The 24,415-nt window shown below is 66.6% G+C and carries 25 protein-coding genes; 17 read left to right on the plus strand and 8 right to left on the minus strand.

Annotated features, from left to right (window positions below):
• Positions 1 to 252 precede the first annotated feature (252 nt).
• The 9 genes from H7U20_RS24635 (at position 253) to H7U20_RS24675 (ending at position 10,776) form a co-directional block, all read left to right on the plus strand.
• Positions 253 to 1,119 (plus strand): HDOD domain-containing protein, encoded by an 867-nt coding sequence (locus H7U20_RS24635; RefSeq protein WP_199761787.1) that lies wholly within the window; start codon positions 253 to 255, stop codon positions 1,117 to 1,119.
• A 49-nt stretch (positions 1,120 to 1,168) separates the two neighbouring features.
• Entirely contained in the window at positions 1,169 to 2,368 is a 1,200-nt protein-coding gene (locus H7U20_RS24640; RefSeq protein WP_199761788.1) for a DUF2863 family protein, read from the plus strand.
• A 105-nt stretch (positions 2,369 to 2,473) separates the two neighbouring features.
• A complete protein-coding gene (locus tag H7U20_RS24645) occupies positions 2,474 to 5,032 on the plus strand; it encodes a BACON domain-containing protein (protein ID WP_199761789.1) in 2,559 nt (852 codons plus the stop codon).
• 192 nt (positions 5,033 to 5,224) lie between these two features.
• A complete protein-coding gene (locus tag H7U20_RS24650) occupies positions 5,225 to 6,409 on the plus strand; it encodes a tetratricopeptide repeat protein (protein WP_199761790.1) in 1,185 nt (394 codons plus the stop codon).
• Positions 6,410 to 6,626: 217 nt separating this feature from the next.
• Positions 6,627 to 7,202, plus strand: coding sequence for a DUF2889 domain-containing protein (locus tag H7U20_RS24655; RefSeq protein WP_199761791.1), 576 nt, complete (start codon positions 6,627 to 6,629; stop codon positions 7,200 to 7,202).
• 83 nt (positions 7,203 to 7,285) lie between these two features.
• Positions 7,286 to 8,455, plus strand: a complete 1,170-nt coding sequence (gene sucC / locus H7U20_RS24660; RefSeq protein WP_199761792.1) for an ADP-forming succinate--CoA ligase subunit beta — start codon at positions 7,286 to 7,288, stop codon at positions 8,453 to 8,455.
• A gap of 13 nt (positions 8,456 to 8,468) precedes the next feature.
• Positions 8,469 to 9,350 (plus strand): succinate--CoA ligase subunit alpha, encoded by an 882-nt coding sequence (gene sucD, locus H7U20_RS24665; RefSeq protein ID WP_199761793.1) that lies wholly within the window; start codon positions 8,469 to 8,471, stop codon positions 9,348 to 9,350.
• Positions 9,351 to 9,486: 136 nt separating this feature from the next.
• Positions 9,487 to 10,089, plus strand: coding sequence for an FHA domain-containing protein (locus H7U20_RS24670; RefSeq protein ID WP_199761794.1), 603 nt, complete (start codon positions 9,487 to 9,489; stop codon positions 10,087 to 10,089).
• A gap of 216 nt (positions 10,090 to 10,305) precedes the next feature.
• On the plus strand, positions 10,306 to 10,776 hold the full coding sequence (locus tag H7U20_RS24675; protein ID WP_199761795.1) for a pilin: 471 nt from the start codon (positions 10,306 to 10,308) through the stop codon (positions 10,774 to 10,776).
• Between the two features lie 101 nt (positions 10,777 to 10,877).
• Here H7U20_RS24675 and H7U20_RS24680 read toward each other — a convergent pair whose 3' ends face one another.
• From H7U20_RS24680 to moaC, 4 genes are all read right to left on the minus strand, one after another.
• Positions 10,878 to 11,588 (minus strand): flagellar brake protein, encoded by a 711-nt coding sequence (locus H7U20_RS24680; RefSeq protein WP_199761796.1) that lies wholly within the window; start codon positions 11,586 to 11,588, stop codon positions 10,878 to 10,880.
• Between the two features lie 154 nt (positions 11,589 to 11,742).
• Entirely contained in the window at positions 11,743 to 12,183 is a 441-nt protein-coding gene (locus H7U20_RS24685; RefSeq protein WP_199761797.1) for a type II toxin-antitoxin system VapC family toxin, read from the minus strand.
• Positions 12,174 to 12,371: a hypothetical protein gene (locus tag H7U20_RS24690; RefSeq protein ID WP_199761798.1), complete on the minus strand. Its 198-nt coding sequence runs from the start codon at positions 12,369 to 12,371 to the stop codon at positions 12,174 to 12,176. Before H7U20_RS24690 ends, H7U20_RS24685 begins: the two co-directional genes overlap by 10 nt.
• A gap of 90 nt (positions 12,372 to 12,461) precedes the next feature.
• Complete coding sequence (gene moaC / locus H7U20_RS24695; protein WP_199761799.1) at positions 12,462 to 12,974, minus strand: cyclic pyranopterin monophosphate synthase MoaC; 513 nt, start codon at positions 12,972 to 12,974, stop codon at positions 12,462 to 12,464.
• 143 nt (positions 12,975 to 13,117) lie between these two features.
• Here moaC and H7U20_RS24700 point away from each other — a divergent pair, with 143 nt between their 5' ends.
• The gene (locus H7U20_RS24700; protein ID WP_199761819.1) at positions 13,118 to 14,737 is read left to right on the plus strand and encodes a beta-barrel assembly-enhancing protease; all 1,620 of its coding nucleotides are present in this window, start codon (positions 13,118 to 13,120) and stop codon (positions 14,735 to 14,737) included.
• A gap of 194 nt (positions 14,738 to 14,931) precedes the next feature.
• Here H7U20_RS24700 and H7U20_RS24705 read toward each other — a convergent pair whose 3' ends face one another.
• The 4 genes from H7U20_RS24705 to H7U20_RS24720 all read right to left on the minus strand — a co-directional run bounded on the left by H7U20_RS24705 (position 14,932) and on the right by H7U20_RS24720 (position 17,292).
• A complete protein-coding gene (locus H7U20_RS24705) occupies positions 14,932 to 15,522 on the minus strand; it encodes a DUF2946 family protein (RefSeq protein ID WP_199761800.1) in 591 nt (196 codons plus the stop codon).
• A gap of 50 nt (positions 15,523 to 15,572) precedes the next feature.
• The gene (locus H7U20_RS24710) at positions 15,573 to 16,547 is read right to left on the minus strand and encodes a YheT family hydrolase (protein ID WP_199761801.1); all 975 of its coding nucleotides are present in this window, start codon (positions 16,545 to 16,547) and stop codon (positions 15,573 to 15,575) included.
• Between the two features lie 22 nt (positions 16,548 to 16,569).
• Positions 16,570 to 16,992 (minus strand): YybH family protein, encoded by a 423-nt coding sequence (locus tag H7U20_RS24715; protein WP_199761802.1) that lies wholly within the window; start codon positions 16,990 to 16,992, stop codon positions 16,570 to 16,572.
• 96 nt (positions 16,993 to 17,088) lie between these two features.
• A complete protein-coding gene (locus H7U20_RS24720) occupies positions 17,089 to 17,292 on the minus strand; it encodes a zinc-finger domain-containing protein (protein WP_199761803.1) in 204 nt (67 codons plus the stop codon).
• Positions 17,293 to 17,613: 321 nt separating this feature from the next.
• Between H7U20_RS24720 and H7U20_RS24725 the strand changes: the two genes are divergently transcribed.
• From H7U20_RS24725 to H7U20_RS24755, 7 genes are all read left to right on the plus strand, one after another.
• The gene (locus H7U20_RS24725; protein WP_199761804.1) at positions 17,614 to 18,363 is read left to right on the plus strand and encodes an AzlC family ABC transporter permease; all 750 of its coding nucleotides are present in this window, start codon (positions 17,614 to 17,616) and stop codon (positions 18,361 to 18,363) included.
• The gene (locus H7U20_RS24730) at positions 18,356 to 18,685 is read left to right on the plus strand and encodes an AzlD domain-containing protein (protein WP_199761805.1); all 330 of its coding nucleotides are present in this window, start codon (positions 18,356 to 18,358) and stop codon (positions 18,683 to 18,685) included. The genes H7U20_RS24725 and H7U20_RS24730 overlap by 8 nt, the downstream gene beginning before the upstream one ends.
• 87 nt (positions 18,686 to 18,772) lie before the next feature.
• On the plus strand, positions 18,773 to 19,987 hold the full coding sequence (locus tag H7U20_RS24735; RefSeq protein WP_233411061.1) for a phosphoglycerate kinase: 1,215 nt from the start codon (positions 18,773 to 18,775) through the stop codon (positions 19,985 to 19,987).
• Positions 19,988 to 20,204: 217 nt separating this feature from the next.
• Positions 20,205 to 21,653 carry a pyruvate kinase gene (gene pyk / locus H7U20_RS24740; RefSeq protein ID WP_199761806.1) on the plus strand — a complete coding sequence of 483 codons (1,449 nt, stop codon included), beginning with the start codon at positions 20,205 to 20,207 and terminating at the stop codon, positions 21,651 to 21,653.
• Between the two features lie 148 nt (positions 21,654 to 21,801).
• Entirely contained in the window at positions 21,802 to 22,866 is a 1,065-nt protein-coding gene (gene fba, locus H7U20_RS24745; RefSeq protein WP_199761807.1) for a class II fructose-bisphosphate aldolase, read from the plus strand.
• 68 nt (positions 22,867 to 22,934) lie between these two features.
• Entirely contained in the window at positions 22,935 to 23,429 is a 495-nt protein-coding gene (purE, locus tag H7U20_RS24750) for a 5-(carboxyamino)imidazole ribonucleotide mutase (protein WP_199761808.1), read from the plus strand.
• Positions 23,430 to 23,533: 104 nt separating this feature from the next.
• A complete protein-coding gene (locus tag H7U20_RS24755) occupies positions 23,534 to 24,415 on the plus strand; it encodes a phosphoribosylaminoimidazolesuccinocarboxamide synthase (RefSeq protein WP_199761809.1) in 882 nt (293 codons plus the stop codon).

Raw genomic sequence — 24,415 nt, forward strand, 5'->3', positions numbered from 1 at the left:
CCACCCACCAGCCGCCCACCAGCCGCCCCTTCGCCGCCCCCCTGGCCGCCCCCCGGGTCGAGCGCCGGCGCCCCGCCCGGCGCCGCTTTTGTCGCGTCCACGCGCCACTTTGCGCGCGCCGCCGCCCCCCTGGCCGGCCGAAACGGCGATAATCTGCCTTAACATCCAGCGCGCTCGGCTGCCGGGTAAGTTATAGTGCTGTTTTGTCCGGGCCGTCGCGCGCGGCCGCCCATCGAGATCATCCCGGAAACCATGACGACAGTAGCAGCCCCAGCTTTGCCAGTTGACAATGCGGTGGAAGACGCCCTGCTGCGCTCGATCCGCATTCCTCCACGGCCCAGCCTGCTGGTCGACCTGCAGCGCGAGCTGGCCCAGAGCGACCCGTCGCCGCGGCAGATCGCCCGCATCATCGGCAACGACGTCGGCATGTCCGGCGCCCTGCTCAAGCTGGCCAACTCGCCCTTCTTCGGCGCCGCGCGCAAGGCCAAGTCGGTCGAGCAGGGCATCAACTTCCTCGGCATCAACCAGTGCGCCGCCCTGCTCACCGGCCTGCTGGCGCGCCAGGCGATCGAGGGCGACGAGGCCCAGTTGAACCATTTCTGGGAAGTCTCGGCGCGCCGCGCCCAGGCGCTGGTGTTCACCTCGCGCCGGCTGCGCATCGCCCCGCCCGACATCGCCCACACCTTCGGCCTGTTCTGCGACATCGGCGTGCCGCTGCTGATGAACCGCTTCCCCGACTACGCCGCCACCTTCGAGGCCGCCAGCAACGATGCGGAGCGCCGCTTCACCAGCGTCGAGGACGAGCGCCACAACACCAACCACGCCGCCATCGGCTGCCTGCTGGCGCGCAACTGGGGGCTGTCGCCCGACGTCTCCTGGGCCATCCTGCTGCACCACGACTACCGCGTGCTGGAGGACCCGGCCACCGACGACGCGGTGCGCTCGCTGGTGGCGCTGTCGGTGCTGGCCGAGAAGGGCATCCAGCGCTACCACAGCAACAGCGTGGCGCTGGAGTGGGACAAGGGCGGCGAGCTGGCCTGCCGCCACCTGGCCCTGTCGCCCGACGAAACGGAAGACCTGCTCGACGAGCTGCACGAGACCTTCCACAACGAACACTGAGCCAACCCCGGGCGGCCGCGCCGTCCGGCCCGTCTTTTTGAAAGCAAGCATGCCAAAGAACAAACGCCCGGCGCCGCGCAAGAGCGCCGACTCGCCCGAGGAAAAAAACGAACAACAGGCCCAGGTGCTGTGCCAACTGGCGCTGGAACTGGCCGAGCGCGAGGACGGCGAGGCCATGAACGCCCAGCTGCGCGAGCACGAGCTGGAGTTCCACAAGTTGGTGCGCAAGCTGATCAACCAGCACAAGGACGAGGCGCTGTACGGCGCCATCGAGCTGGCCGGCGACGAGGATATCGGCGCCTACCAGCTGCTGCGCGAGACCATCGAGGAGGCCGCCGCCACCGTGCTGCTGCGCCGCGACGGCGCGCCCACGCTGGAAATCAACGCCTTCGCCATCCCGTTGTTCGTGCACAGCGACGGCGGATTGGACATGGCGCGCGACTTCCAGGACGGCGACGCCTTCGAGGCGCTGGTGGCCAGCTTCACCACGGCCGGCCTGGAAGCGCCCAAGGCCAAGGTGGTGCTGATGCGCCACGCCTACGACGCCGAGGAGATCGACCGCATCACCTACGGCGAGCTGAACGCCATGGTGCGCGAGGCGGCCGCCACCATGACGGAGAAGAAACTGCTGCCGGCGCCGGCGCTCGAACGCAGCCTGAGCGGCTGGAGCGCCAGCACCTTCGGCCCGGCCGACCGCGCCGTCGAACTGCGCTTCCTGCTCGGCTTCGCGCTGAAGCGGGCCGACGACCCGTTCTACCAGGTGCCGGCCGACGAGGCCGAGGCCGACGCCCACTTCGCCGCCCGCCTGCTGCGCTACCAGCAGTGGACCGCGCAGGCGGCGCCGCTGCTGCAGCGCTGCATGGGCCAGCAGCAGGCGCTGGACTTCAACTTCCTCTACCAGGACCTGTTCTTCGGCGCCAAGGAGCGCGGCCTGGCCGAACACGCCACGCTGCGTCTGCTGGCCGCGCTGAACCAGGCGCTGCAGGCGGCCGGCGCCGCCCCGGCGCAATGCCGCGCCGTGCTCGGTCCGGCCGAGCTGGACGGCCGCGTCGTGCTGCGCGTGCGGTTGCTGGGCGCCGACGGCGCCGCGCTGGCCGAGGGCGAGTTGCCGCTCGACCTGGGCGCCGACCTGGAGGACGCCGTCGACGACGCCGGCGACGCCCTGGCCAGCATCGGCGTGCGGCAGTTGTCGGTGGCGCTGCGCTTCGACGCCCAGGGCCGCCCGCAGGAGCTGCGCGCGCTGACCTGAGATGTGCCGGCGGAGCGGTATTATTGCTATAATATTGCAATGGTGAAATAAATTGCGCATTTTGCAAGCCGCCGAGCCACCGCCCCTCCCTATAAGGAACTCGCAATGCTGAAACAATGGCCCGCCCTCCTATTGATCACATTGCTGGCCGCCTGCGGTGGCGGCGGCGGAGGGGGCGGCGGCGCCACGCCGACGCCGCCGCCGCCGGCTGGTGCGGCGCTGAGCTTCAGCCCGGCCAGCGTCAGCGCCGCGCTGACGGCCGGCGTGTCGAGCACCGTCAGCGTCGCCGCCAGCGTCAACCGGCCGGCCGACTTCGACGGCGCCGTGTTCGCCTTCATCATCGACGCCAGCGGCGTCATCCTGCCCGACGCCCAGTTGCAACAGCGCTCGACCACCGACTACCTCGCCGTGCTGCACACCGCGCCCACGCTGGGTGTCGGCAGCTACCAGGGCAACCTGACCGTCAAGCTGTGCCGCGACAGCGCCTGCGCCGCCCAGTACCCCGGCTCGCCGATGCAACTGCCGTACAGTTTCCAGGTGGTGGCGCTCGACCTGCCGCCGTTCTCGGCCGCCAGCGCCGTCGCGCTCAGCGCCAGCCTGGCGCTCGACGGCCTGGCGGCGGCGCCGATCAACGTCGCCATCAAGGCCGAGGCGCGCAACTGGAGCGCCAGCAGCGACGCCGTCTGGCTCAAGCCGGCCGCCGCCGCCGGCAGCGGCAGCGCCAACCTGGCCGTCACGCTCGATCCGAGCGGCCTGGCCGAGGGCCGCTACAGCGCCACGCTGACGCTGGCCGCCAGCGACGGCCAGAAAGTGCTGCTGCCGGCCGCGCTGACGGTGCTGCCGAGCGCCTTCCACGTCGACGGCAGCGGCATCGTCTTCAGCGCCATCAACGGCACCTCGATCAACCCGAAAACAATCAAATTCACCGTCGACGGCGCCGATCTGCGCTGGAACGCCGCCAGCGACGCCGCCTGGCTGCGCGCCAGCCCGACCGCCGGCCTGGCGCCGGGTCAGACCACGCTCTCCGTCAGCACCAGCAGCAACATGGCCAGCGGCAAATACACGGCCCGCCTGGGGTTGTCGACGGCGAGCAGCTCGCGCGCCGTCCCTGTCGAGCTGAACCTGATCAAACCGACCCTCAAACTGAGCGTGGCCAGCATCGAACTGGGCGGCCCCTACGGCCGCGACTTCACTCCCCAGTCGCTGGCGATGAACCTCAACACCGGCGCCAACGGCTACCCGTGGAGCATGTCGCCGCTGCCGGCCTGGGCCACCGCCAACGTCGCCACCGGCAACGTCAGCCAGGACGCCACCACGCTCACCTTCAGCGCCGTCAGCAACGGCCTGGCGCTGGGCAGCCTGAGCGTGCCGCTGAACCTGGGGGCGCGGGTCAACGGCGACTTCCTGCTCGCCCCGCTGACGCTGAGCATCAAGCGCGACCAGCGCAAGCTGCTGGCCTCGCAGATCGGCGTGGCGCTGGCGGCCACGCCGGACTGGTCGCGCCTGAGCCGCACCCTGACGGTCGGCGACAACTACGCGCTGGGCGCAAGCTGGACCGCGCAGTCCGACCAGGGCTGGCTCAGCGCCGTCGCCAGCGGCAACAACCTGGTGCTGACGGCCAACCCGGCCGGCCTGGCGGCCAACTCGATCAACCTGGCCAGCGTCAAGATCGTGCCCGCCGACCCCGCCGTCAGCGCGCCGGAAAGCATCACCGTGGCGCTGTGGAACGGCAACACCGTCAAGCAGGGCCACACCGTCAGCCAGTTCTACACCGACTTGCTGGCCGACCCGGTGCGGCCGCTGGTGTACGCCCACAACGGCAGCTCGGCGATCGACATCTACAACGTCTACACCGGCCAAAAGACCGGCAGCATCGGCGTGCCCTCGACGGCGCTGGGGCAGATGGCGGTCAACGCCGGCGGCGGCAGCCTGTTCGTCTACGACATCCTCAACCGCAGCGTGCTGCAATACAATCTGGCGACGTTGGCCAGCACGGCCAGCTTCCCCGTGACGTCGCCGCTCAGCAGCGCCTCGCGCCTGCAGGTGATCCGCCCCAACGGCATCGAGGCGCTGTTGCTGCAGGACGGCGCGACGGTGCTCACCTCGAACGCCTGGCTGAGCGGCATCGCCCTGCCGGCGGGCGAACTGGCCGCCTCGGCCGACGGCAAGCGGCTCTACCTGCAGGACCGCGGCGCCAGCACCAACACCCTGCTGTCCTACAGTCTGGACTACTCGGCCGCCGCCCCCAACAACCTGCTGATCGCGCGGCAATACGGCGGTCCGCGCAGCGGCAACAGCAACGGCCAGGACCTCGCCGTCAGCCCGGACGGCAGCCGCCTGTACACCGCCAGCGCCACGCCGGCGCAGTGCGTGGCGCTCAACACGCTCGACCTGAGCATCGTCAACTACCTGCCCGCCGTGCAGGCCCGCCCCAACAACGTCGAGGTCGGCAGTGACGGCCGCGTCTACTGCGGCGGCGCCATCAACGGCAGTCCCAGCGACGTCTGGCAGTACGACGCCAACGGCGCGGCGCTCAAGCAGTTCCGCCTGGCGCCGCCGCAGAAGCAGTTGCTGGCGCGCCAGATGGTGGTCTCCGGCGACGGCATGGTGCTGATCGCCCTGGTCGACGACGGCAGCGTGGTCTTCCTGCCGATCGGACCCTAGGCGCCGACCGCGCCGACCGCGCCGGACGGCGTGGCGGGCGCGGCCTGGGCCGCGCCCGCCAAGGTGGCGCATTTGCGGTTTGACAGCGCCCGGCCGGCCGAGGATACTGTTTTCATGCGGGGGCGGCCGGCGCCGCCACCGTCCCCCGCGCAATGGAACGGCGTCCGACGAGTCGCCGCAAGGGAGACTGTCATGCAAGCCAAAGTTCATCTCGTCGGCGCCGCGCTGTGCGCCATCCTGCTGGCCGGCTGCGCCGGCGCACCGCCGGCCGCGCCGCCGCCGGCGGCCCAGGTGCTGTTCCACGACAGCCTGTTCGGCCCGGCCGACCCGGCCATCAACGCCGACCAGCTGTTCGCGCTGACGCCGGCCATGAAAGCCTACGCCGAGGACATCCATAAGAAACAGCGCGGCAAGGCGCTGCAGCAGGCGCTGTTCGAGGCGCTCTACCGCAAGGACCAGCTCAAGCTCGACTACGACTCGGCGCTGACCCGCAACGCCGCCCAGACCTTCGAGGCGCGCGCCGGCAACTGCCTGTCGCTGGTGGTCATGACGGCGGCGCTGGCGCGTGAGCTGGACATGACGGTCAGCTACCAGAGCATCCCGGTCGACGAGGCGTGGAGCCGCAGCGGCAAGCTGTACATCGCCAGCGGCCACGTCAACCTGGTGCTGGGCAAGCCCAAGACCGACATCCTGCGCGGCTACGACCAGCAGCAGTACTTCACCATCGACTTCATGCCGCCGCCCGACAACGCCCACCAGCAGGCCCAGGCGCTGGAGGAGAAGACCATCGTCGCCATGTTCATGAACAACCGCGCCGCCGAGTCGCTGGCGCTGGGCAAGGTCGACGACGCCTACTGGTGGGTGCGCCAGGCGGTCAAGCAGGACCCGGCCTTCCTCAACGCCTACAACACGCTGGGCGTGATCTACCAGCACGCCGGCCACCAGGCCGAGGCCGAGCGGGTGCTGCGCTACGCCCACCAGCAGGCGCCCGACAGCACCGTCTACCTGTACAACCTGGCGCAGGCGCTGCGCAACCTGGGCCGCGACGCCGAGGCCGCCCAGCTGGAGATCCGGCTGGCCCAGCTGGAGCCCTACCCGCCGTTCCACTTCTTCAACCTGGGCCGCCAGGCCATGCAGCAGGGCGACTACGCCAAGGCGCGCCAGCTGTTCGCCCGCGAGCTGGCCCGCTCGCCCGACTACCACGAGTTCCACTTCTGGATGGCGGTGGCGTCCTTCCAGCTGGGTGACCTGGGCAGCGCCGACGAGCACATGAAGCTGGCCATGGAGAACAGCACGACGCGCGGCGACCACGACCTTTACACGGCCAAACTCGACCGCATCAAGGCCTACGAGGCCAGGCCGCGGCGGCGCCCTTGAGCGCAACGGCGGCCCGGCGGCGGCCCGCCGCCGGGGGCGGCGGAGCATGGATTTATGCCGCAAAGCACATGTTCTGGCGCAACAGCGGGCGCGGTGTGCTACACTTTTACGGTTTTTGCAGCGCCGCAGGTGCGGTAGTTGTCCGTAGAAGCTGCGGACACGTGCGCTCAGCACATGGCTGCTTACTATTTTCCGCCGCGCAAGCGGCATCGGTCTTATGTCCTTGTCAATTCCCGTTTCCCGACGTGCGCTGCGGCACACGCGCGCAATAGACATCCAAGCGTTCAAACGCGACGATGGCCTGTGGGATCTCGACGCCCATATCACCGACATCAAAGTCAACGACACCTTGCTGGCCTCCGGCCTGCGCCGCGGCGGCGACGCCCTGCACGACCTGTCCCTGCGCATCACCGTGGATTTGCAGCTGACCATCGTCGACGCCGAAGCCGTCTCCGATGCCGTCCCCTATCCCGGTTTTTGCAACACCATCGGTTCCGCCTATAAACAGTTGATCGGCCTGAACCTGATGAAAGGTTTCCGCCACGAGCTCAAGGCCCGCCTGGCCGGCATCCAGGGTTGCACCCACCTGACCGAACTGGCGCAGATCCTGCCCACGGCGGCGCTGCAAGCCTTCGCCAACGACGTCTATTCGACCCACGACTCGGCCAACGCCAGCGCCGAGCAGCCGCACGACAAACCGTTTCAACTCGACAAATGCCATGCGCTGCGCACCGATGGCGGTGCCGTGGCGCAGTTTTACCCGCGCTGGGTGGCCAAAGCAGCACCGGGCTAGCGCGTAGCAGTATCTGCTTTTCGTTTCACACATTTCGCAGTATCAACCGATCTTTACACATCAGCATCAGAAGGGAAGCCAGCATGAAAATCCATGAGTATCAAGGCAAAGAAATCCTCCGAAAATACGGAGTGACGGTTCCGCGCGGTATCCCGTGCCTGTCCGTAGAAGAAGCGGTCAAAGCCGCCGAAACCTTGGGCGGCCCGGTCTGGGTGGTAAAAGCGCAGATCCATGCCGGCGGTCGCGGCAAGGGCGGCGGCGTGAAAGTTGCCAAGTCGCTGGAACAAGTCAAAGAATTCTCCGAGCAGATCCTGGGCATGCAGCTGGTCACGCACCAGACCGGCCCCGAGGGCCAGAAAGTTCGCCGCCTGCTGATCGAAGAAGGCGCCGACATCAAGAAGGAACTGTACGTTTCGATGGTCACCGACCGCGTTTCGCAACGCGTCGTGATGATGGCCTCCTCCGAAGGCGGCATGGACATCGAAGAAGTCGCCGAGTCCCACCCGGAACTGTTGCACTCGATCGCCATCGATCCGGCCGTCGGCCTGACCGACGCCGAAGCCGATGCCATCTCGACCAAAATTGGCGTGCCCGCCGAATCGCTGGTCGACGCCCGCGTCAACCTGCAAGGCCTGTACAAAGCCTACTGGGAAACCGACTCGTCGCTGGCCGAAATCAACCCGCTGATCCTGACCGGTTCCGGCAAGGTCATCGCGCTGGACGCCAAGTTCAACTTCGACGCCAACGCCCTGTTCCGTCAACCGGAAATCGTCGCCTACCGCGACCTGGACGAAGAAGATCCGGCCGAAGTCGAAGCCTCGAAATTCGACCTGGCCTACATCTCGCTCGACGGCAACATCGGCTGCCTGGTCAACGGCGCCGGCCTGGCCATGGCCACCATGGACACCATCAAGCTGTTCGGCGGCGAGCCGGCCAACTTCCTCGACGTGGGCGGCGGCGCGACGGCTGAAAAAGTCACCGAAGCGTTCAAGATCATGCTGAAGAACCCGGGCCTGAAAGCCATCCTGGTGAACATCTTCGGCGGCATCATGCGTTGCGACGTGATCGCCGAAGGCGTCATCGCCGCGTCGAAAGCCGTTTCGCTGCAGGTTCCGCTGGTGGTGCGCATGAAGGGCACCAACGAAGATCTGGGCAAGAAAATGCTGGCCGAGTCCGGTTTGCCGATCATCGCGGCCGACACCATGGAAGATGCAGCGAAGAGCGTCGTCGCCGCCGCTGCCGGTCAAGCTTAATTAAGGAATCAACATGTCCATTCTGATCAATAAAGATACCAAAGTTGTCACCCAAGGGATCACCGGCAAGACCGGCCAGTTCCACACCCGCATGTGCCGCGACTACGCAAACGGCAAAGCCGCTTTCGTCGCGGGCGTGAACCCGAAGAAGGCCGGCGAAGATTTCGAAGGCATTCCTATTTTCGCCAACGTCAGCGAAGCGAAAAAAGAAACCGGCGCCAACGTGTCGGTCATCTACGTCCCGCCAGCAGGCGCGGCCGCAGCGATCTGGGAAGCCGTCGAAGCCGAGATGGACCTGGCCATTTGCATCACCGAAGGCATCCCCGTGCGCGACATGATGGCGCTGAAGGACCGCATGGCCAAGTCGGGTTCGAAAACCCTGCTGCTGGGTCCTAACTGCCCAGGTCTGATCACCCCGGACGAAATCAAGATCGGCATCATGCCGGGCCACATCCACAAGCAAGGCCGCATCGGCGTGGTTTCGCGTTCGGGCACCCTGACCTACGAAGCGGTCGGTCAGCTGACCGCACTGGGTCTGGGCCAGTCGAGCGCGGTCGGTATCGGCGGCGACCCGATCAACGGTCTGAAGCACATCGACATCATGAAGATGTTCAACGACGATCCTGACACCGACGCGGTCATCATGATCGGCGAAATCGGCGGTCCGGACGAAGCCAACGCGGCTTACTGGATCAAAGACAACATGAAGAAACCAGTGGTCGGCTTCATCGCCGGCGTCACCGCTCCTCCGGGCAAGCGCATGGGCCACGCCGGCGCGCTGATCTCCGGCGGCGCCGACACCGCGCAAGCCAAACTGGAAATCATGGAAGCTTGCGGCATCACCGTCACCAAGAACCCGTCGGAAATGGCGCGTCTGCTGAAGGCCATGCTGTAATTAGCCGGATCGCGGTCTTGTAGTGAATAATAGCGGGGAGCCTGGTGCTCCCCGTTATCATTTCCGCGGCGTGTTTGCGCGACGCCTTGCCGCGACGTATTCCATGGCCGTCCAGCGGCCCCGGCTGGAGGATAGATTGGCGAAAATCATCATCTCGCGCGATGGCCAGGTCGAGCGGCAGGTGCAGCTGAGCAAGGAGCGCGTCACCTTGGGCCGCCACAGCCGGAACGACATCGTGCTCGCCCATCCGGCCGTCAGCGGCAGCCATGCCAGCATCGTCACCATCCTCGACGACTCCTTCCTCGACGACCTGCACAGCACCAACGGCAGTTATGTCAACGGCCACCGCGTCGGCAAACATTTCCTGCAACACCAGGACGTCATCCGCCTGGCCAAGTACGAGCTGCTGTTCCTGGCCGACGGCATCCGCCCCTCGGCGGCGGCGGCGACGGCGGCGCTGGCGGCACTGGCGACGCACGCCCTGGCCGATATTGAAATATTGAACGGCAACAACGCCGGCAAGCGCATGGCGCTGACCAAGCCGCTGACTTCGCTGGGCCGGCCCGGCGTGCAGGTGGTGGCGATCCGCCGCGCCCCCGCCGCCTACCGCATCGCGCAACTGGAGGGGGCGCAGCCGGTGTTGCTCAACGGCGTCGCGCTGGACGGCGCCGAGACGCTGCTGCGGCATGGCGACGTGATCGAGATGGGCGGCACCCTGCTGGCCTTCCGCCTGGCCTGAGGCGGTCGCCAACCGGCGCGCGCCGCCGCCCGACTGACGAAAATTGTCAGCCCGCCGATTCGGCGCGCGCCAACTGACAAAAAAAGTCAGCTCGGGCGACAAAAAATGGCGGTAGGCGCCCTTGCCGCCGACCGCCACCCCCTGGAAGTGGTCTGGCACGGCGCTTGCTGATACCTGAGTGTGGCACCCATATTTACATCACTCAGGAGTAGCAAAATGAAATCGATGACCATGATCAAGAAACAAGCACAGGCCGGCTTCACCCTCATCGAACTGATGATCGTCGTCGCCATCATCGGCATCCTGGCGGCCGTGGCTATTCCTGCCTACAGCGACTACACCGCCAAGGCCAAGATCGCCAACGCGATGTCGGCGGTGGCCTCCTTGAAGACCGCCGTGGCGCTGTGCGGCCAGGAAGCTGGCGGGGTCTTGACGGATTGTAAGAACGGCAGCAGCGGCATTCCGGCCGCAACCGATTTCAAGGCGACCAAGGAAGTCGCCAGCGTGGCCATCGCGGCCGAGGGCGTGATCACGGAAACCCTGGCGTCCGGCCTGGGCACCGGCATCGACGGCATGACCATCATCTTCACTCCGCTGATCAACGGCGGCAACCTGGCCTGGAAAGTGACTACCACGGTGACCAACATCCCGGCCAAGGCAGCGATCGAGAAAAACAACGCGCCTTAATGTCGTAACTGTTGCGAAATGGCGACGCCGACGGCGCCGCCCAACAAAAAACCAGGTTTCGCGACCTGGTTTTTTGTTGTTTGCCGCGCGCCGCGCGCCGCTCAGACGATCTTCTGGCGGTCGGCGATCAAGGCCTCGTAGGTCAGGTTTTGCAGCATCGTGTAATGCACCGGGTCGAGGTCGATGAACTGCACGCCGTAGGTGAACACCTCGGCCTTGTCGGCGGTGGCCGGCTTGACCATGTTGATGTTGCGGATGGTGGCGTTGGGATTGACGCGCACCTGGCGGTTGCCGGGCTGGGCGATCAGGTAGAAGGACAGGCCGACCATGTTGTCGTCGTCGGTCAGTTTCTTGGGCGACTCGATCAGCGCGCCGGACACGCTCAGGTTGACCAGGAACACCGAGGTGGTGCCGGCCGGCGAGGTGACCTGGGCCGGGATGTCGACCTTGACCCGCATGGCCGCGCGCAGGCTGGTGCCTTGGATCGAGGTGGGAAACGACAGGTGGACATAGAACAACGGGCGCGGGAAGATGCGCTGCACGGTGCAGGAGAACGAGCACACGTTGACGCCGGAAAAGACGCGGATGGTCAGCTTGTCGCCGTCGTTGAGGGCGATGGGCGCGCCGTTCTCGACCGGGATCTTGACGATCATGAACTCGTCCTTGACCCAGCCGATCAGCGTGGAGAAATGCTGGATCGGTTTGATGGTGCGATGCGTGATGAACTGGATACGACCGCCCACCTGCAGGTTCATCTGTTCGAATTCGTATTCCTGGGTCTTCGCTTCGCTCGGCGGAGTGTTGCTGCTCATTCGTACGTCCTTTTCGCCTGCTCGATATGGTGTTGTAAGACGTGTTCAGTCGACAAGTATGCCTGATCCAGGCCCGTCTGCGAAACACCTATTACCGCTGCGGCAATTATATACGCGCTAACGTGGCGTAACAATCAGACAAGAATGGCGCTTGCTAAAGGGCGCGCGGTGCGCCACGTGGGACGACATCGACTATCTTCACTAACGTTGTCGTTTCCAACTCGTAAGGAATACGTACATGCGGCCCCTTGACGTCCTTCTTGTTGCGCGTGATGAGGATTAAGCCTCGCACAATCGAGGTCGCCATGATGATGGCATCGGGGAGGGCGATTTTCGGACCTTGGCGTATGCTCTTGCCGCGAATGTGCGCGGCCGCAGCCACGATGTCGTCGTCGGTGTGGATGATTTCGAAACCGAAGTCGGCGATGAACAGGGTCAGCTCGTCGATATCGTCGGGTTTGGCACCGGCAAACAATTCCATCCACGTGATCGCGCTGATCGCCGGTTCGTTCCAGTATTCCAGTTCGTCGAGCGCGGCCTTGTAGCCTTTTAGCGCGTCGATAAGGATGTTCGTGTCGAAAAGAACTAGCGCCATTCGGCCCTCATTTCGCGCTGGTATTCCAAGCCGTCGGCAGGAATATCCTTGCGATCTGCCCACAAGCCAGCGATGCGCTTCAGCGCGGCAGCGCGCCGACGACGGGCTTCACTATGCCCCTCGTCATGCTGCCCCCCCGTTTGGGCGGGCTGCGAATGTTTGTCGGCGTCCTGAACAAGTGTGGTCATACTTCACCTCCGTTCATGCGATGTTAGAACCAGTGTAGCGCATTGGCGAGCCAGTGTCGTATTGCCCTTCGCTGCCTTACTCAAGCGTTGTCACTTGTCAAGATCCGCTGTCCAGTCGCCGCTCTTGCCGCCATGTTTCTCCATCACGCGGATATCGCTCATCACCATGCCGCGATCGACCGCCTTGCACATGTCGTAGACGGTCAGCAGGCCGACCTGCACCGCCGTCAGCGCCTCCATCTCGACGCCGGTCTTGCCGTAGGTTTCGACCTGGGCGCGGCAGTGCACGCTGTGCTTCGCCTCGTCGATGTCGAAATCGACCGTGACGCGGGTCAGCGCCAGCGGGTGGCACAGCGGCACCAGGTCGCTGGTGCGCTTGGCGCCCATGATGGCGGCGATGCGGGCGATGCCCAACACGTCGCCCTTCTTGGCCGTTCCCGCCAGGATAATCGCCAGCGTCTCGGGCTTCATGCGGATGCTGCCGCCGGCCACGGCCGTGCGGTGGGTTTCCTGCTTGGCGCCGACGTCGACCATGTGGGCTTGTCCGGTGGCGTCGAAGTGGGTCAGGTGGTCGGCTGGAGGCGTGCTGGGCTGTGTGGTCATGGCGTGAATCGCTAGAAGGTGGCGGGTGGTCTGCGGCGCGGCAAAACGGGTATGATAGCACCGTGAATTCCAAACGTTTCCCATCCGGCCACACGCTGCGCCGTCTGCTGACCGCCGCCGCGCTGCTGGCGGCGCCCCTGTTGATGGCGCAAAATTCGCTGCCTTCGTCCAACATCCCCAACCTGCCGACCTTGGGCGACACCGAGCGGCAGGACTTGTCGCCGCTGATCGAGCGCAAGCTGGGCGAGGAGATCATGCGCGACATCCGCCGCAACCTCGACTATCTGGACGACGGCCCCATCCTCGAATACCTGAACAACTTCGGCAACGCGCTGGTGGCGGCGCGGCCGGGCGCGCGCGGCGAAACCAATTACGACTATTTCTTCTTCGCCGTGCGCGACCCGCAACTCAACGCCTTCGCCCTGCCGGGCGGCTTCATCGCGGTCCACTCGGCGCTGCTGCTGGCGGCGCAGAGCGAGTCCGAGCTGGCCTCGGTGCTGGGCCACGAGATCGGCCACGTGGCGCAGCGCCACATCGCCCGCCAGCTGGGCCAGCAGAAGCAGGATGCGCTGATCCCGCTGGCGGCGATGATCCTGGCGGCGTTGGCCTCGAAGGCCGGCGGCGACGCGGCCATCGGCGTGTTCGCGGCGGGGCAGGGCTTGGCGATCCAACGCCAGCTCAACTTCGGCCGCGACGCCGAGCGCGAGGCCGACCGCATCGGCTTCCAGATCATGGGCGAGGCCGGCTTCGATACCAGCGGCATGGTGGCCTTCTTCCAGCGCATGCAGACGGCCAGCCGCTCCTACAGCGATCTGACGCCGGCCTATCTGCAGAGCCACCCCTTGACCACCGAGCGCATCGCCGACATCCAGGCGCGCATCCGCGAGCAGCCCTACAAGCAGCGCCTCGACAGCCTGGACTTTTATCTGGTGCGTTCGCGCGCCCGCGTGCTGCAGGACGCGAGCTCGCAGGGCTTGGCCGAGGCCAAGGTGTTTTTCGAGAACCAGATGTTGCAGCAAAGCCGACAGCAGATCTGCGCGGCGCAGTACGGCCTGGCGATGGTGGCGCTGAAGAAGGGCGACATGGCCATGGCGCAGGGCTGGCTGGACAAGGCCCGCGCCACCGCCGAGCAGGCGCCGGCCGCCGGCACCTTCAGCGGCGCGCGGCCGCAGACCGGCGGTTCGATCTTCGTCAGCACGGCGCTGGAGATCAAGCTGGAGCAGAAGAAGGACGCCGCCGTCATCGCCGTGGCCTTGAAGGAGGCCGAGGCGGCGCGGCTGAAGTTCCCGCTGTCGCGCGGCATCGCCCACCAGTACGGCGAGGCGCTGATCGCGGCGGGCAAGCTGGAGCAGGCGGCGCTGTATCTGCGCGAGCAGGCGCAGATGTACAAGGAGGAGCCGGAGGTGTTCGACCTGCTGGCCGAGGCCTACGCGGCGCAGGGCAAGCAGGCGCTGCAGCACATCGCGCTGGCCGAGTCGTATGTGCTGCAGGGCGGCGTGCTGGCGGCGCTGGACCAGCTCGGCATCGCCCGCAAGGCGCCCGACGCCACCTTCTACGACCAGGCGGTGATCGACGCCCGCGAGCGCGAGTTGCAGGCGCGCCGCCGCGAGGAGCTGGGCGACAAGGGCAAGAAGGATTTGGCGGCGCCGTCGGCCGCGCCGGGGCCGACGCTGCGTTTGTCGACCACGCCGGCCGATGCGATGGCGCCGTCCCCCTTCCCTGCAACCATGACGGGGCCGGAATCGCGCTTTCCGCGCCGCTAGCCCGATCCGTGGCGCCGGCGGGTGGCCGCCGTCGCCGCTGTTTTTTGCGGGGCGCCAAGGCGCCGGGCGTGGCGGCCAACCCCACAGGCGGGAGCCGGGGTCGGACCCGGCGGGTCCGACCCCAGGTTTGCGCCGTTGGGTTTGGTCGGCGTCGCGGCAATCCTTGAGGAAGCTGTTTTTTTCGCTAGCGCCGCCTAGGGCGCCGGCCGGCGCACGAAACCGAAACGCGCGGCGACGTCGTCGTCCTGCGCCAGCCGCGTCACCGGCGTTTCAGCCTCGCGCAGGTGCAGGCTCAGCGCGCCTTTGCCGTCCTCCAGCCAGGCCATCAGCGCCTCGTCCGAGACGCTGGCGCCGTCCATCCACAACAGCGGCAAGACCTGGGCGAAGTCGCGGTCGTCGAGCTGGGCCAGCACGGTGCCGCTGTGCAGGAACAGCGCGCCGGCCTGGCTCAGGTAGACGGCGTCGAGCGGCCCCATGGCCACGCCGGTGTGCAACTGCCAGCCCTCGCCGGGCACGCTGCGGGCGATGTAGGGCGTCGCCTCCAGGTTCAGGTAGACGCGCTGCGGACCGTTCTGGAAATACCAGCAGCCGCGTTCGTCGCGGTCGTAGTTGCGGGCGATGAAGGCGAGCAGGGCGACGTGCTGCAGCTTGTCGCCCGGCAGGTCGAGCTGCTGCGCGCGCTCGTCGCGCATGCGCCATTGGCCGCGCGCGTCCAGCCCCAGCCAGCCGTAGCAGTGCGGCACGTTGGGCCATTTGGCGATGGCTTGTTTGACGATCTCATCCATGTTTTGCTTCTTCCGGCCGCGCCGATGGCGGCCTGTTGTGTGCTGCCCGCTCAGGCCTCGGCCTGGCTGCGGGTGCGGGCGTCGTGGGTGGCGCCCTCCAGAAAGTGCATCATACGCTGCGGCAGCCAGTTGATGCGTCCCGGCAGCGCGCCGACGGCGAAGCCGACGTGGCCGCCGTGCGCGGGATAGTCGAGCAGCACCGCCGGCGCGGCGTGGCGCGGCAGGTGGCCGCCGGGCAGGAAGGGGTCGTTGCGCGCGTTCAGCACCAGGGTCGGCACGGTGATCTCGCCCAGCACGTGCTTGGCGCTGGCGCGGTGCCAGTAGTCGTCGGTGTCGCGGTAGCCGTGCAGCGGCGCGGTGACCACGTTGTCGAAGGCGTACAGGTCGCGCGCGGCGCGCAGCGCGGCCAGGTCGAACAGGCCGGGGAACTGCGCCAGCTTGGCCTCGCACTTGGGTTTCAGGGACTGCAAGAACATCCGCGTGTAGACCCGGTTGAAGCCGCGTCCGAGCGCCGCGCCGCCCTGCGCCAGGTCGAGCGGCGCCGAGACGGCGCAGGCGGCGTCGACGAAGTCGGCCTGGTGCTGCGACTCGCCCAGCCAGCGCAGCAGGGCGTTGCCGCCCAGCGAGACGCCGGTGGCGTAGAAGCGGCCGCTGCCGCGGCCGCGCAGGCGGCGCAGGATCCAGTCGATCTCGGCGGCGTCGCCGGAATGGTAGAAGCGCGGCGCGCGGTTGGCCTCGCCGGAGCAGCCGCGGAAGTGCGGCACCGCGCCGGACCAGCCACGGGCGGCGGCGGCGGCCATCAGGGCGCGCGCGTAGTGGCTGTCGGACGAGCCCTCGAGGCCGTGGAACAGCACGACGAAGGGTTGCCCCGGCTGGCCGTCGACGAAGTCGATGTCGACGAAGTCGCCGTCCGGCGCCGCCCAGCGCTCGCGCCGGTAGGCCACCGCCGGCTTGGCGATGCAGGTGGCCGGGTAGATGGTTTGCAGGTGGCCGCTGGGCAGCCAGAGCGGGGCGGTGTAGTGCATGACTGCGGCGCGGACGGGCGGCTTAGTGCAGGATCTGCGCCGGCGACTCGAGCGGCACCGGACCGGGGCCGACCGAGACGTGGTGCAGCACGATGCGCCAGCCGCGCGGCGTCTTGACGTAGACGTTGGTGGCCAGCAGGTGGGCGGCGTCGCCGCTGGCGGCGCTGGTGCCCTCGATGACGGTGTGCACCGAGCTCATCAAATTATGCGTCTCGTGCAGCTGCGACGGCAGGATGTGCAGGCCGCCGTGCTCGAGGATGGCGCTCCACGAGGCGCGGATGGCGGCGTGGCCGATCAGCCGCGGCCCGCCCGGGTGGATGCAGACGATCTCCTCGTCGTCGGCCCACAGGGCCATCAGGGTGTCGACGTCGGCCCGGTTGAGCGCATCGTAAAAAGCGGTTTCGACTTCGGCGGCGCTGCCATTCAACTGCTTTTGACGTTTCATGCGGGCTCCGGGAACGCGGTGGGATCGGGATGCTGGCGCTGCTCGGTTGCCTGCCGGGTGGCGGCAACCGGGTGGCGGGAACTTGGCGGCGGGAACTTAGTGGTGGGACGCCACGGCGCCCGGTTTCATCCGGTAGGCGGTGCCGCAGTAGGGGCACTTGGCGACGCCGTCGTGGTTGAATTCGAGGAACACGCGCGGGTGCGAGGACCACAACGGCATGGCCGGGTTGGGGCAGTGGGCCGGCAAATCTTTACCGTCGAGCTCAACTGCGGCGCTGGCTGGCGTGGTGGCGTGGGTCATCTGATGGTTCTCCGTGGGTCGAAAATGGGCCGGACCGGTCCGGTTCGGGACGGTCCGCTAAACCTCGATTTTAACGGATTCGCGCAGGGAGCAAAATTCATCGGTAAAATGGCGCCTTAATAATTCTTCAGCTGCTAGCAATTGTTTCGATTGAAATGGTGCGCAAATAGCAATAAAAATCATGCCGCAGCCCTTGCTTCGTTGCCGTCCCGCGCCGGGTCTTCCGGCCGTGCCCCTGCCGCCCCCGCCCCCGCCCCCGCCGGCGGGCGCGGCGGGCCGCCGCGTTGGCGCGGACCAGCCGGGTTGTGGTGGGAAAACCACATGACAGAACCGATGCGCGCGCCCTCCGAGCCCTATGTGGCTGAACACGACGAGGCTGGTTGGAAGGCCGGCTTGAAGGACGGCATGCCGACCTTGTTCGGCATCGGCGCCTGGGGCCTGGTGGTGGGCATCGCCATGGTCAAGACCGGCCTGACCGTGCCGCAGGCGCTGGCCATGACCCTGGTGGTGTTCGCCGGCTCGGCCCAGTTGGCCTCGCTGCCGCTGATCACCGCCCACGCGCCGATCTGGGTGATCTTCGCCACCGCCCTGGTGGTGAATCTGCGTTTCGTCATCTTCTCGGCGCTGCTGGCGCCGCACTTCTCCAACCTGCCCTGGCGCAAGCGCTTCCTGCTCGGCTACGTGGCCGGCGACATGACGGTCGCCATGTTCCTGCAAAAATATCCCGACGAGGCGCCCCAGGTCGGCAAGCTGTCCTACCTGAAGGGCCTGCTGTACCCGAACTGGGCGGCCTGGCAGATCGGCTCGATCGCCGGCATCTTCCTCGGCAGCGCCGTGCCGCCGCAGTGGGGCCTGGGCTTCGCCGGCACCCTGGCCATCATCTGCATCACGGTGCCGCTGGTGTCGACCCGGCCGATGTTGTGCGGCGTGCTGGTGGCCGGCCTGGTGGCGGTGCTGGCGGCCGGCCTGCCGTACAAGCTGGGGCTGCTGGCGGCGGTGTTGCTGGGCATGGTCACGGCGATGGCGGTGGAAGAATTGTCGGAAAAATGGAGGAATAAACAACATGGCTGATTGGGAAATCTGGCTCGTCATCGCCGCGCTGGCGCTGGCCACGGCGGCCACGCGCAGTTCGTTCTGGCTGGTCGGCCACCACATCACCATCCCGCGCCGGGTGCACGAGATGCTGCGCTACGCGCCGGCCTGCGCGCTGGCGGCGATCATCGCGCCCGACCTGCTGCTCAGCGAGGGCCAGCAACTGCACTTGTCGCTGTCGAATCTGAAGCTGCTGGCCGGCCTGGCGGCGATCGCCTTCTATCTGCTACGGCGCAACATGCTGCAGACCATCGTGTTCGGCATGCTCGTCTTCACCGCGCTGCGGCTGGCCCTGGCCTGAGCCGATTCGATGCTGTTTTAACAAACGTTTTGCCGCCGCGCTTGCGGTAAAATAGCGGTCTTTCTTCCACTCATCCTTTGGCTAGCCATGCAAGCTGTTCTGAACTTCATCCGTCTGCAAGACCTGATCGCGCAAAACGCGCTGCAAGCCAAGCGCGTGTTCATCCGCGCCGACCTGAACGTGCCGCAGGACGCCGCCGGCAACATCACCGAGGACACCCGCATCCGCGCCTCGGTGCCGGCGATCCGCGCCGCCGCCGCCGCCGGCGCCATGGTCATGGTGACCTCGCACCTGGGCCGTCCGACCGAGGGCGAGTTCAAGCCCGCGGACAGCCTGGCGCCGGTCGCCGCCCGGCTGGCCGAATTGCTCGGCCAGCCGGTCGAACTGAAACAGAACTGGCTCGACGGCGCCGGCCTGGAGCAACTGCAGCCGGGCCAGGTGGTGCTGCTGGAAAACGTCCGCGTCAACCCGGGCGAGAAGAAGAACAGCGACGCGCTGGCGCAGAAGATGGCCGCGCTGTGCGACATCTACGTCAACGACGCCTTCGGCACCGCCCACCGCGCCGAGGCCTCGACCCACGGCATCGCCAAGTTCGCGCCCATCGCCTGCGCCGGCCCGCTGCTGGCCGCCGAGCTCGACGCGCTGGGCAAGGCGCTGGGCGCGCCGGCCCGTCCGCTGCTGGCCATCGTCGCCGGCTCGAAGGTGTCGTCCAAGCTGTCGATCCTCAAGGCGCTGGCCGACAAGGTCGACAATCTGATCGTCGGCGGCGGCATCGCCAACACCTTCATGAAGGCCGTCGGCCTGAACATCGGCAAGTCGCTGGTCGAGAACGACCTGGTCGAGGAAGCCCGCGCCATCATCGCCATGATGGCGGCGCGCGGCGCGCAGGTGCCGATTCCGCTCGACGTGGTGTGCGCCAAGGAGTTCGCGCCGAACGCCGTGGCCACCGTCAAGGACGTCGCCGACGTCGCCGACGACGACATGATCCTCGACATCGGCCCGAAAACGGCGCAGTTGCTGGCCGCGCAAATCGGCGCCGCCGGCACCATCGTCTGGAACGGCCCGGTCGGCGTGTTCGAGTTCGACCAGTTCGGCGAAGGCACCAAGACCCTGGCGCTGGCCATCGCCCATTCGAAGGCCTTCTCGATCGCCGGCGGCGGCGACACGCTGGCGGCCATCGCCAAGTACCAGATCACCGAACAGATCGGCTACATTTCGACCGGCGGCGGGGCCTTCCTGGAGTTCCTGGAAGGCAAGACCCTGCCGGCCGTCGAGATCCTGACGCAACGCGCCGCCAAGTAAGCGGCGCCGCCGGTCCGCCGCAAGCAAGACGCGAGGCCGCGCCGGGTGCGCTTAGCCCACTTGGCGCGGCCGGCAACAGCAGTACCGGCGCGCTGCCGGCCCCGGCGGCCGGCGCCGCGCCCCGCAGTAGCCAGTAGCCAGTAGCCAGTATGTCCGTATGTCCGCCCCCGGCCGCCGGCCGGGGACTTGTCCGCCAGACCTAACGCTAAGGAATCCTATGTCCCGTGGTACCAAAATCGTCGCAACGATCGGCCCCGCCTCCACCGACTTCAACGTCCTGGTCAAAATGATCCGCGCCGGCGTCGACGTCGTGCGCCTCAATTTCTCCCACGGCAAGGCGCAGGACCATATCGACCGCGCCCGTCTGGTGCGCGAAGCGGCCGCCGAGTGCGGCCGCGAGGTGGCGATCATGGCGGACATGCAGGGACCGAAGATCCGCGTCGGCAAGTTCGAGAACAACAAGATCGAGCTGGTCAACGGCGATAAGTTCATCCTCGACGCCAAGTGGGGCGAGAACGGCGAACTGGGCAACCAGGAGCGCGTCGGCCTCGACTACAAGGCCCTGCCGCGCGACCTGCACAACGGCGACCACCTGCTGCTCAACGACGGCCTGATCGTGCTGGTGGTCGACAAGATCGTCGGCCACGAGATCTTCACCACCGTCAAGATCGGCGGCGAGCTGTCCAACAACAAGGGCATCAACCGCCAGGGCGGCGGCCTGACCGCGCCGGCCCTGACCGCCAAGGACATGGAGGACATCAAGACGGCGATGAGCTTCCAGGCCGACTACCTGGCGATCTCCTTCCCGAAAAGCGCCACCGACATGGAGATGGCGCGCCAGCTGGCCAACATCGCCGGCGAGCCCTTCCACCACAAGCCGATGATGATCGCCAAGATCGAACGGGCCGAGGCGATCCCCGTGTTGCAGGAAATCCTCGACGCCTCCGACGGCATCATGGTGGCGCGTGGCGACCTGGCGGTGGAAGTGGGCAACGCGGCGGTGCCGGCGCTGCAAAAGCGTATGATCAAGATGGCGCGCGCCTCGAACAAATTGGCGATCACCGCCACGCAGATGATGGAGTCGATGATCTTCAACGCCGTGCCGACCCGGGCCGAAGTGTCCGACGTCGCCAACGCGGTGCTGGACGGCACCGACGCCGTGATGACCTCGGCCGAAACCGCCTCGGGCAAGTACCCGATCGAGACGGTCGAGATGATGGCGGCGATCTGCGTCGAGGCCGAGCAGTCCGAGTACAACAAGCTCGACGCCGACTTCCTGAATGTGACGTTTACCCGTATCGACCAGTCGATCGCCTACGGCGCGCTGTTCACCGCCCACCACCTGCGGGTCAAGGCGATCGTCGCGCTGACCGAGTCCGGTTCGACCGCGCTGTGGATGAGCCGCCACAGCATCGACACGCCGATCTTCGCGCTGACGCCGAGCATCACCACCCAGCGCAAGGCTTCGCTGTACCGCAATGTGCGCGCCTACCACCTGCTGCAGCAGGCCGACAGCAAGGTGGTGCTGAAGCAGGCCGAGGATTTGATGATCGCCCACGGCATCGCCAAGAAGGGCGACATGATCGTCGTCACCTGGGGCGAGCCGATGGGCCAGGTCGGCGGCACCAATGCATTGAAAATCGTCAAAGTCGGAGAATTCGAATAAACAGATGGCCCGTGTCGCCACCCCGGCGGCGTGAACCCGGGGTCGGACTCGGCGCCTCGGCGCGCCGGGTCCGGCCCCGGGTTGCGGCCCCGGGGTGAACAGCGGCGGTGCCAGCACCACAGCTTTTTTTATTGTTTGGAGTAATACCATGTCTCTCGTATCCATGCGCCAACTGCTCGACCATGCCGCCGAAAACGGTTATGGCCTGCCGGCTTTCAACGTCAACAACCTGGAACAGGTGCAGGCCATCATGGCCGCCGCCGACGCCGTCGGCAGCCCGGTCATCATGCAGGCCTCGGCCGGCGCCCGCAAATACGCCGGCGAGGCCTTCCTGCGCCACCTGATCGACGCCGCCGTCGAAGCCTACCCGCACATCCCGGTGGTCATGCACCAGGACCACGGCCAGTCGCCGGCGGTGTGCCAGGCGGCGATCCGCTCCGGCTTCACCTCGGTGATGATGGACGGCTCGCTCGAAGCGGACGGCAAGTCGGTCGCCTCCTACGACTACAACGTCGAAGTGTCGCGCGAGGTGGTCAAGTTCTCGCACGCCATCGGCGTCACCGTCGAGGCCGAACTGGGCGTGCTCGGTTCGCTCGAAACCATGATGGGCGACAAGGAGGACGGCCACGGCGCCGACGGCGCCATGACCCGCGAACAGCTGCTGACCGACGTGGCCCAGGCCGCCGACTTCGTCGCCCGCACCCAGTGCGACGCGCTGGCCATCGCCATCGGCACCTCGCACGGCGCCTACAAGTTCTCGCGCCAGCCGACCGGCGACATCCTGGCCATCGACCGCATCAAGGAAATCCACGCGCGCATCCCCAACACCCACCTGGTGATGCACGGTTCCTCGTCGGTGCCACAGGAGCTGCTGGCGATCATCCGCGAATTCGGCGGCGACATGAAGGAAACCTACGGCGTGCCGGTCGAAGAGATCCAGGAAGGCATCCGCCACGGCGTGCGCAAGATCAACATCGACACCGACATCCGTCTGGCGATGACCGCCGCCGTGCGCAAATACCTGTTCGAGAACCCGACCAAGTTCGACCCGCGCGACTTCCTCAAGCCGGCCCGCGAGGCGGCCACGCTGATCTGCAAGGCGCGCTTCCTGTCGTTCGGCTGCGAAGGCCAGGCCGCCAAGATCAAACCAATCCCGCTGGAAAAAATGGCCGAGCGCTACAAGGCCGGCGAGTTGTCGCAAATCGTCAAGTAATCATCTGAACCATCGTGAACCATCGCGCCGCAATGTTGTGGCGCGGTTTAATTTTGTGAGTGAATAAAATGTCTGAAAAAACTATTGTTGGTATCGTCATGGGCTCCACCTCGGATTGGGACATCATGAAAGAAGCGGCGCAGATCTGCAAAGATTTCGGCGTCTCCTACGAAGCGCGCGCCCTGTCGGCGCACCGCACGCCGAAAGAGCTGGAAGCCTGGCTGGCCGACATGGAGGCGCGCGGCGCCCAGGCCTTCATCGCCGGCGCCGGCGCGGCGGCCCACCTGGCCGGCGTGGTCGCCGCCTCGACCATCCTGCCGGTGTACGGCGTGCCGATCCCGTCGAAATACCTGAAGGGTCTGGACTCGCTGCTGTCGACCGTGCAGATGCCAAAGGGCATTCCCGTCGCCACCCTGGCGATCGGCGAATCGGGCGCGGCCAACGCCGCGCTGGCCGTGGTGTCGGTGCTGGCGCTGAACGACGCCGGCCTGAAAGCCAAGCTGGTCGAATTCCGCAAGACCCAGGCCGACAAGGTGCGCGGTTCGGTGCTGCCGCAACTGTAAGCGGCGTGGCGTCGGACATTCGTCAAAAACAGTGGTAATCGCGCGGCCGCATAGGCCGCTCTGCAACACGGCCGCATAGGCCGTTCTTCAATACGTTAGGAATTATGATGGCTGGAATCCTTGAAACAAACCTGAAATCGCTGCCTTTCCTGCATCGCGGCAAAGTGCGCGACATCTACGCGGTCGGCGACGACAAGCTGCTGGTGGTGCAGACCGACCGCCTGTCGGCCTTCGACGTGATCCTCGACGATCCGATCCCGAACAAGGGCAAGATGCTGACCGAGATGTCGAACTTCTGGTTCAAGAAATTCGGCGATCTGATGCCTAACCACGAGACCGGCATCGATCCGGTGTCGGTGGTTGCGGCGGAAGAGCGCGACCAGGTCGAGGGCCGCGCCATCGTCGTCAAGAAGTTCACCCCGCTGGGCATCGAGGCGATCGTGCGCGGCTACATCATCGGTTCCGGCTGGAAGGACTACCAGAAGACCGGCGCCATCTGCGGCATCGCGCTGCCGGCCGGCCTGCAGGAAGCGCAGCAACTGCCGGAAGTGCTGTTCACGCCATCGACCAAGGCCCCGGCCGGCGCGCATGACGAGAACATCGACTACGCCGAAGCCGAGCGCATCGTCGGCGTCGACATCGCCCGCCAGGTCAAGGAAGCGGCGATCAAGCTGTACACCCTGGCCGCCGAATACGCCGCCACGCGCGGCATCATCATCGCCGACACCAAGTTCGAGTTCGGCCTGGACGCCAACGGCACCGTGCACCTGATCGACGAGATCCTGACGCCGGATTCGTCGCGCTTCTGGCCGATGTCGTCCTACCAGGTGGGCAAGTCGCCCGAGTCGTTCGACAAGCAGTTCGTGCGCGACTGGCTGGAAGGCCAGCAGTGGAACAAGAAGGCGCCGGCGCCGCGCGTGCCGCAGGACGTGCTCGACCAGACCTCCGCCAAGTACGCCGAGGCGCTGCGCCTGCTGACCCAGTAA

The sequence above is a fragment of the Rugamonas violacea genome, from assembly GCF_016461825.1.
Classification (GTDB): Bacteria; Pseudomonadota; Gammaproteobacteria; order Burkholderiales; family Burkholderiaceae_D; genus Rugamonas.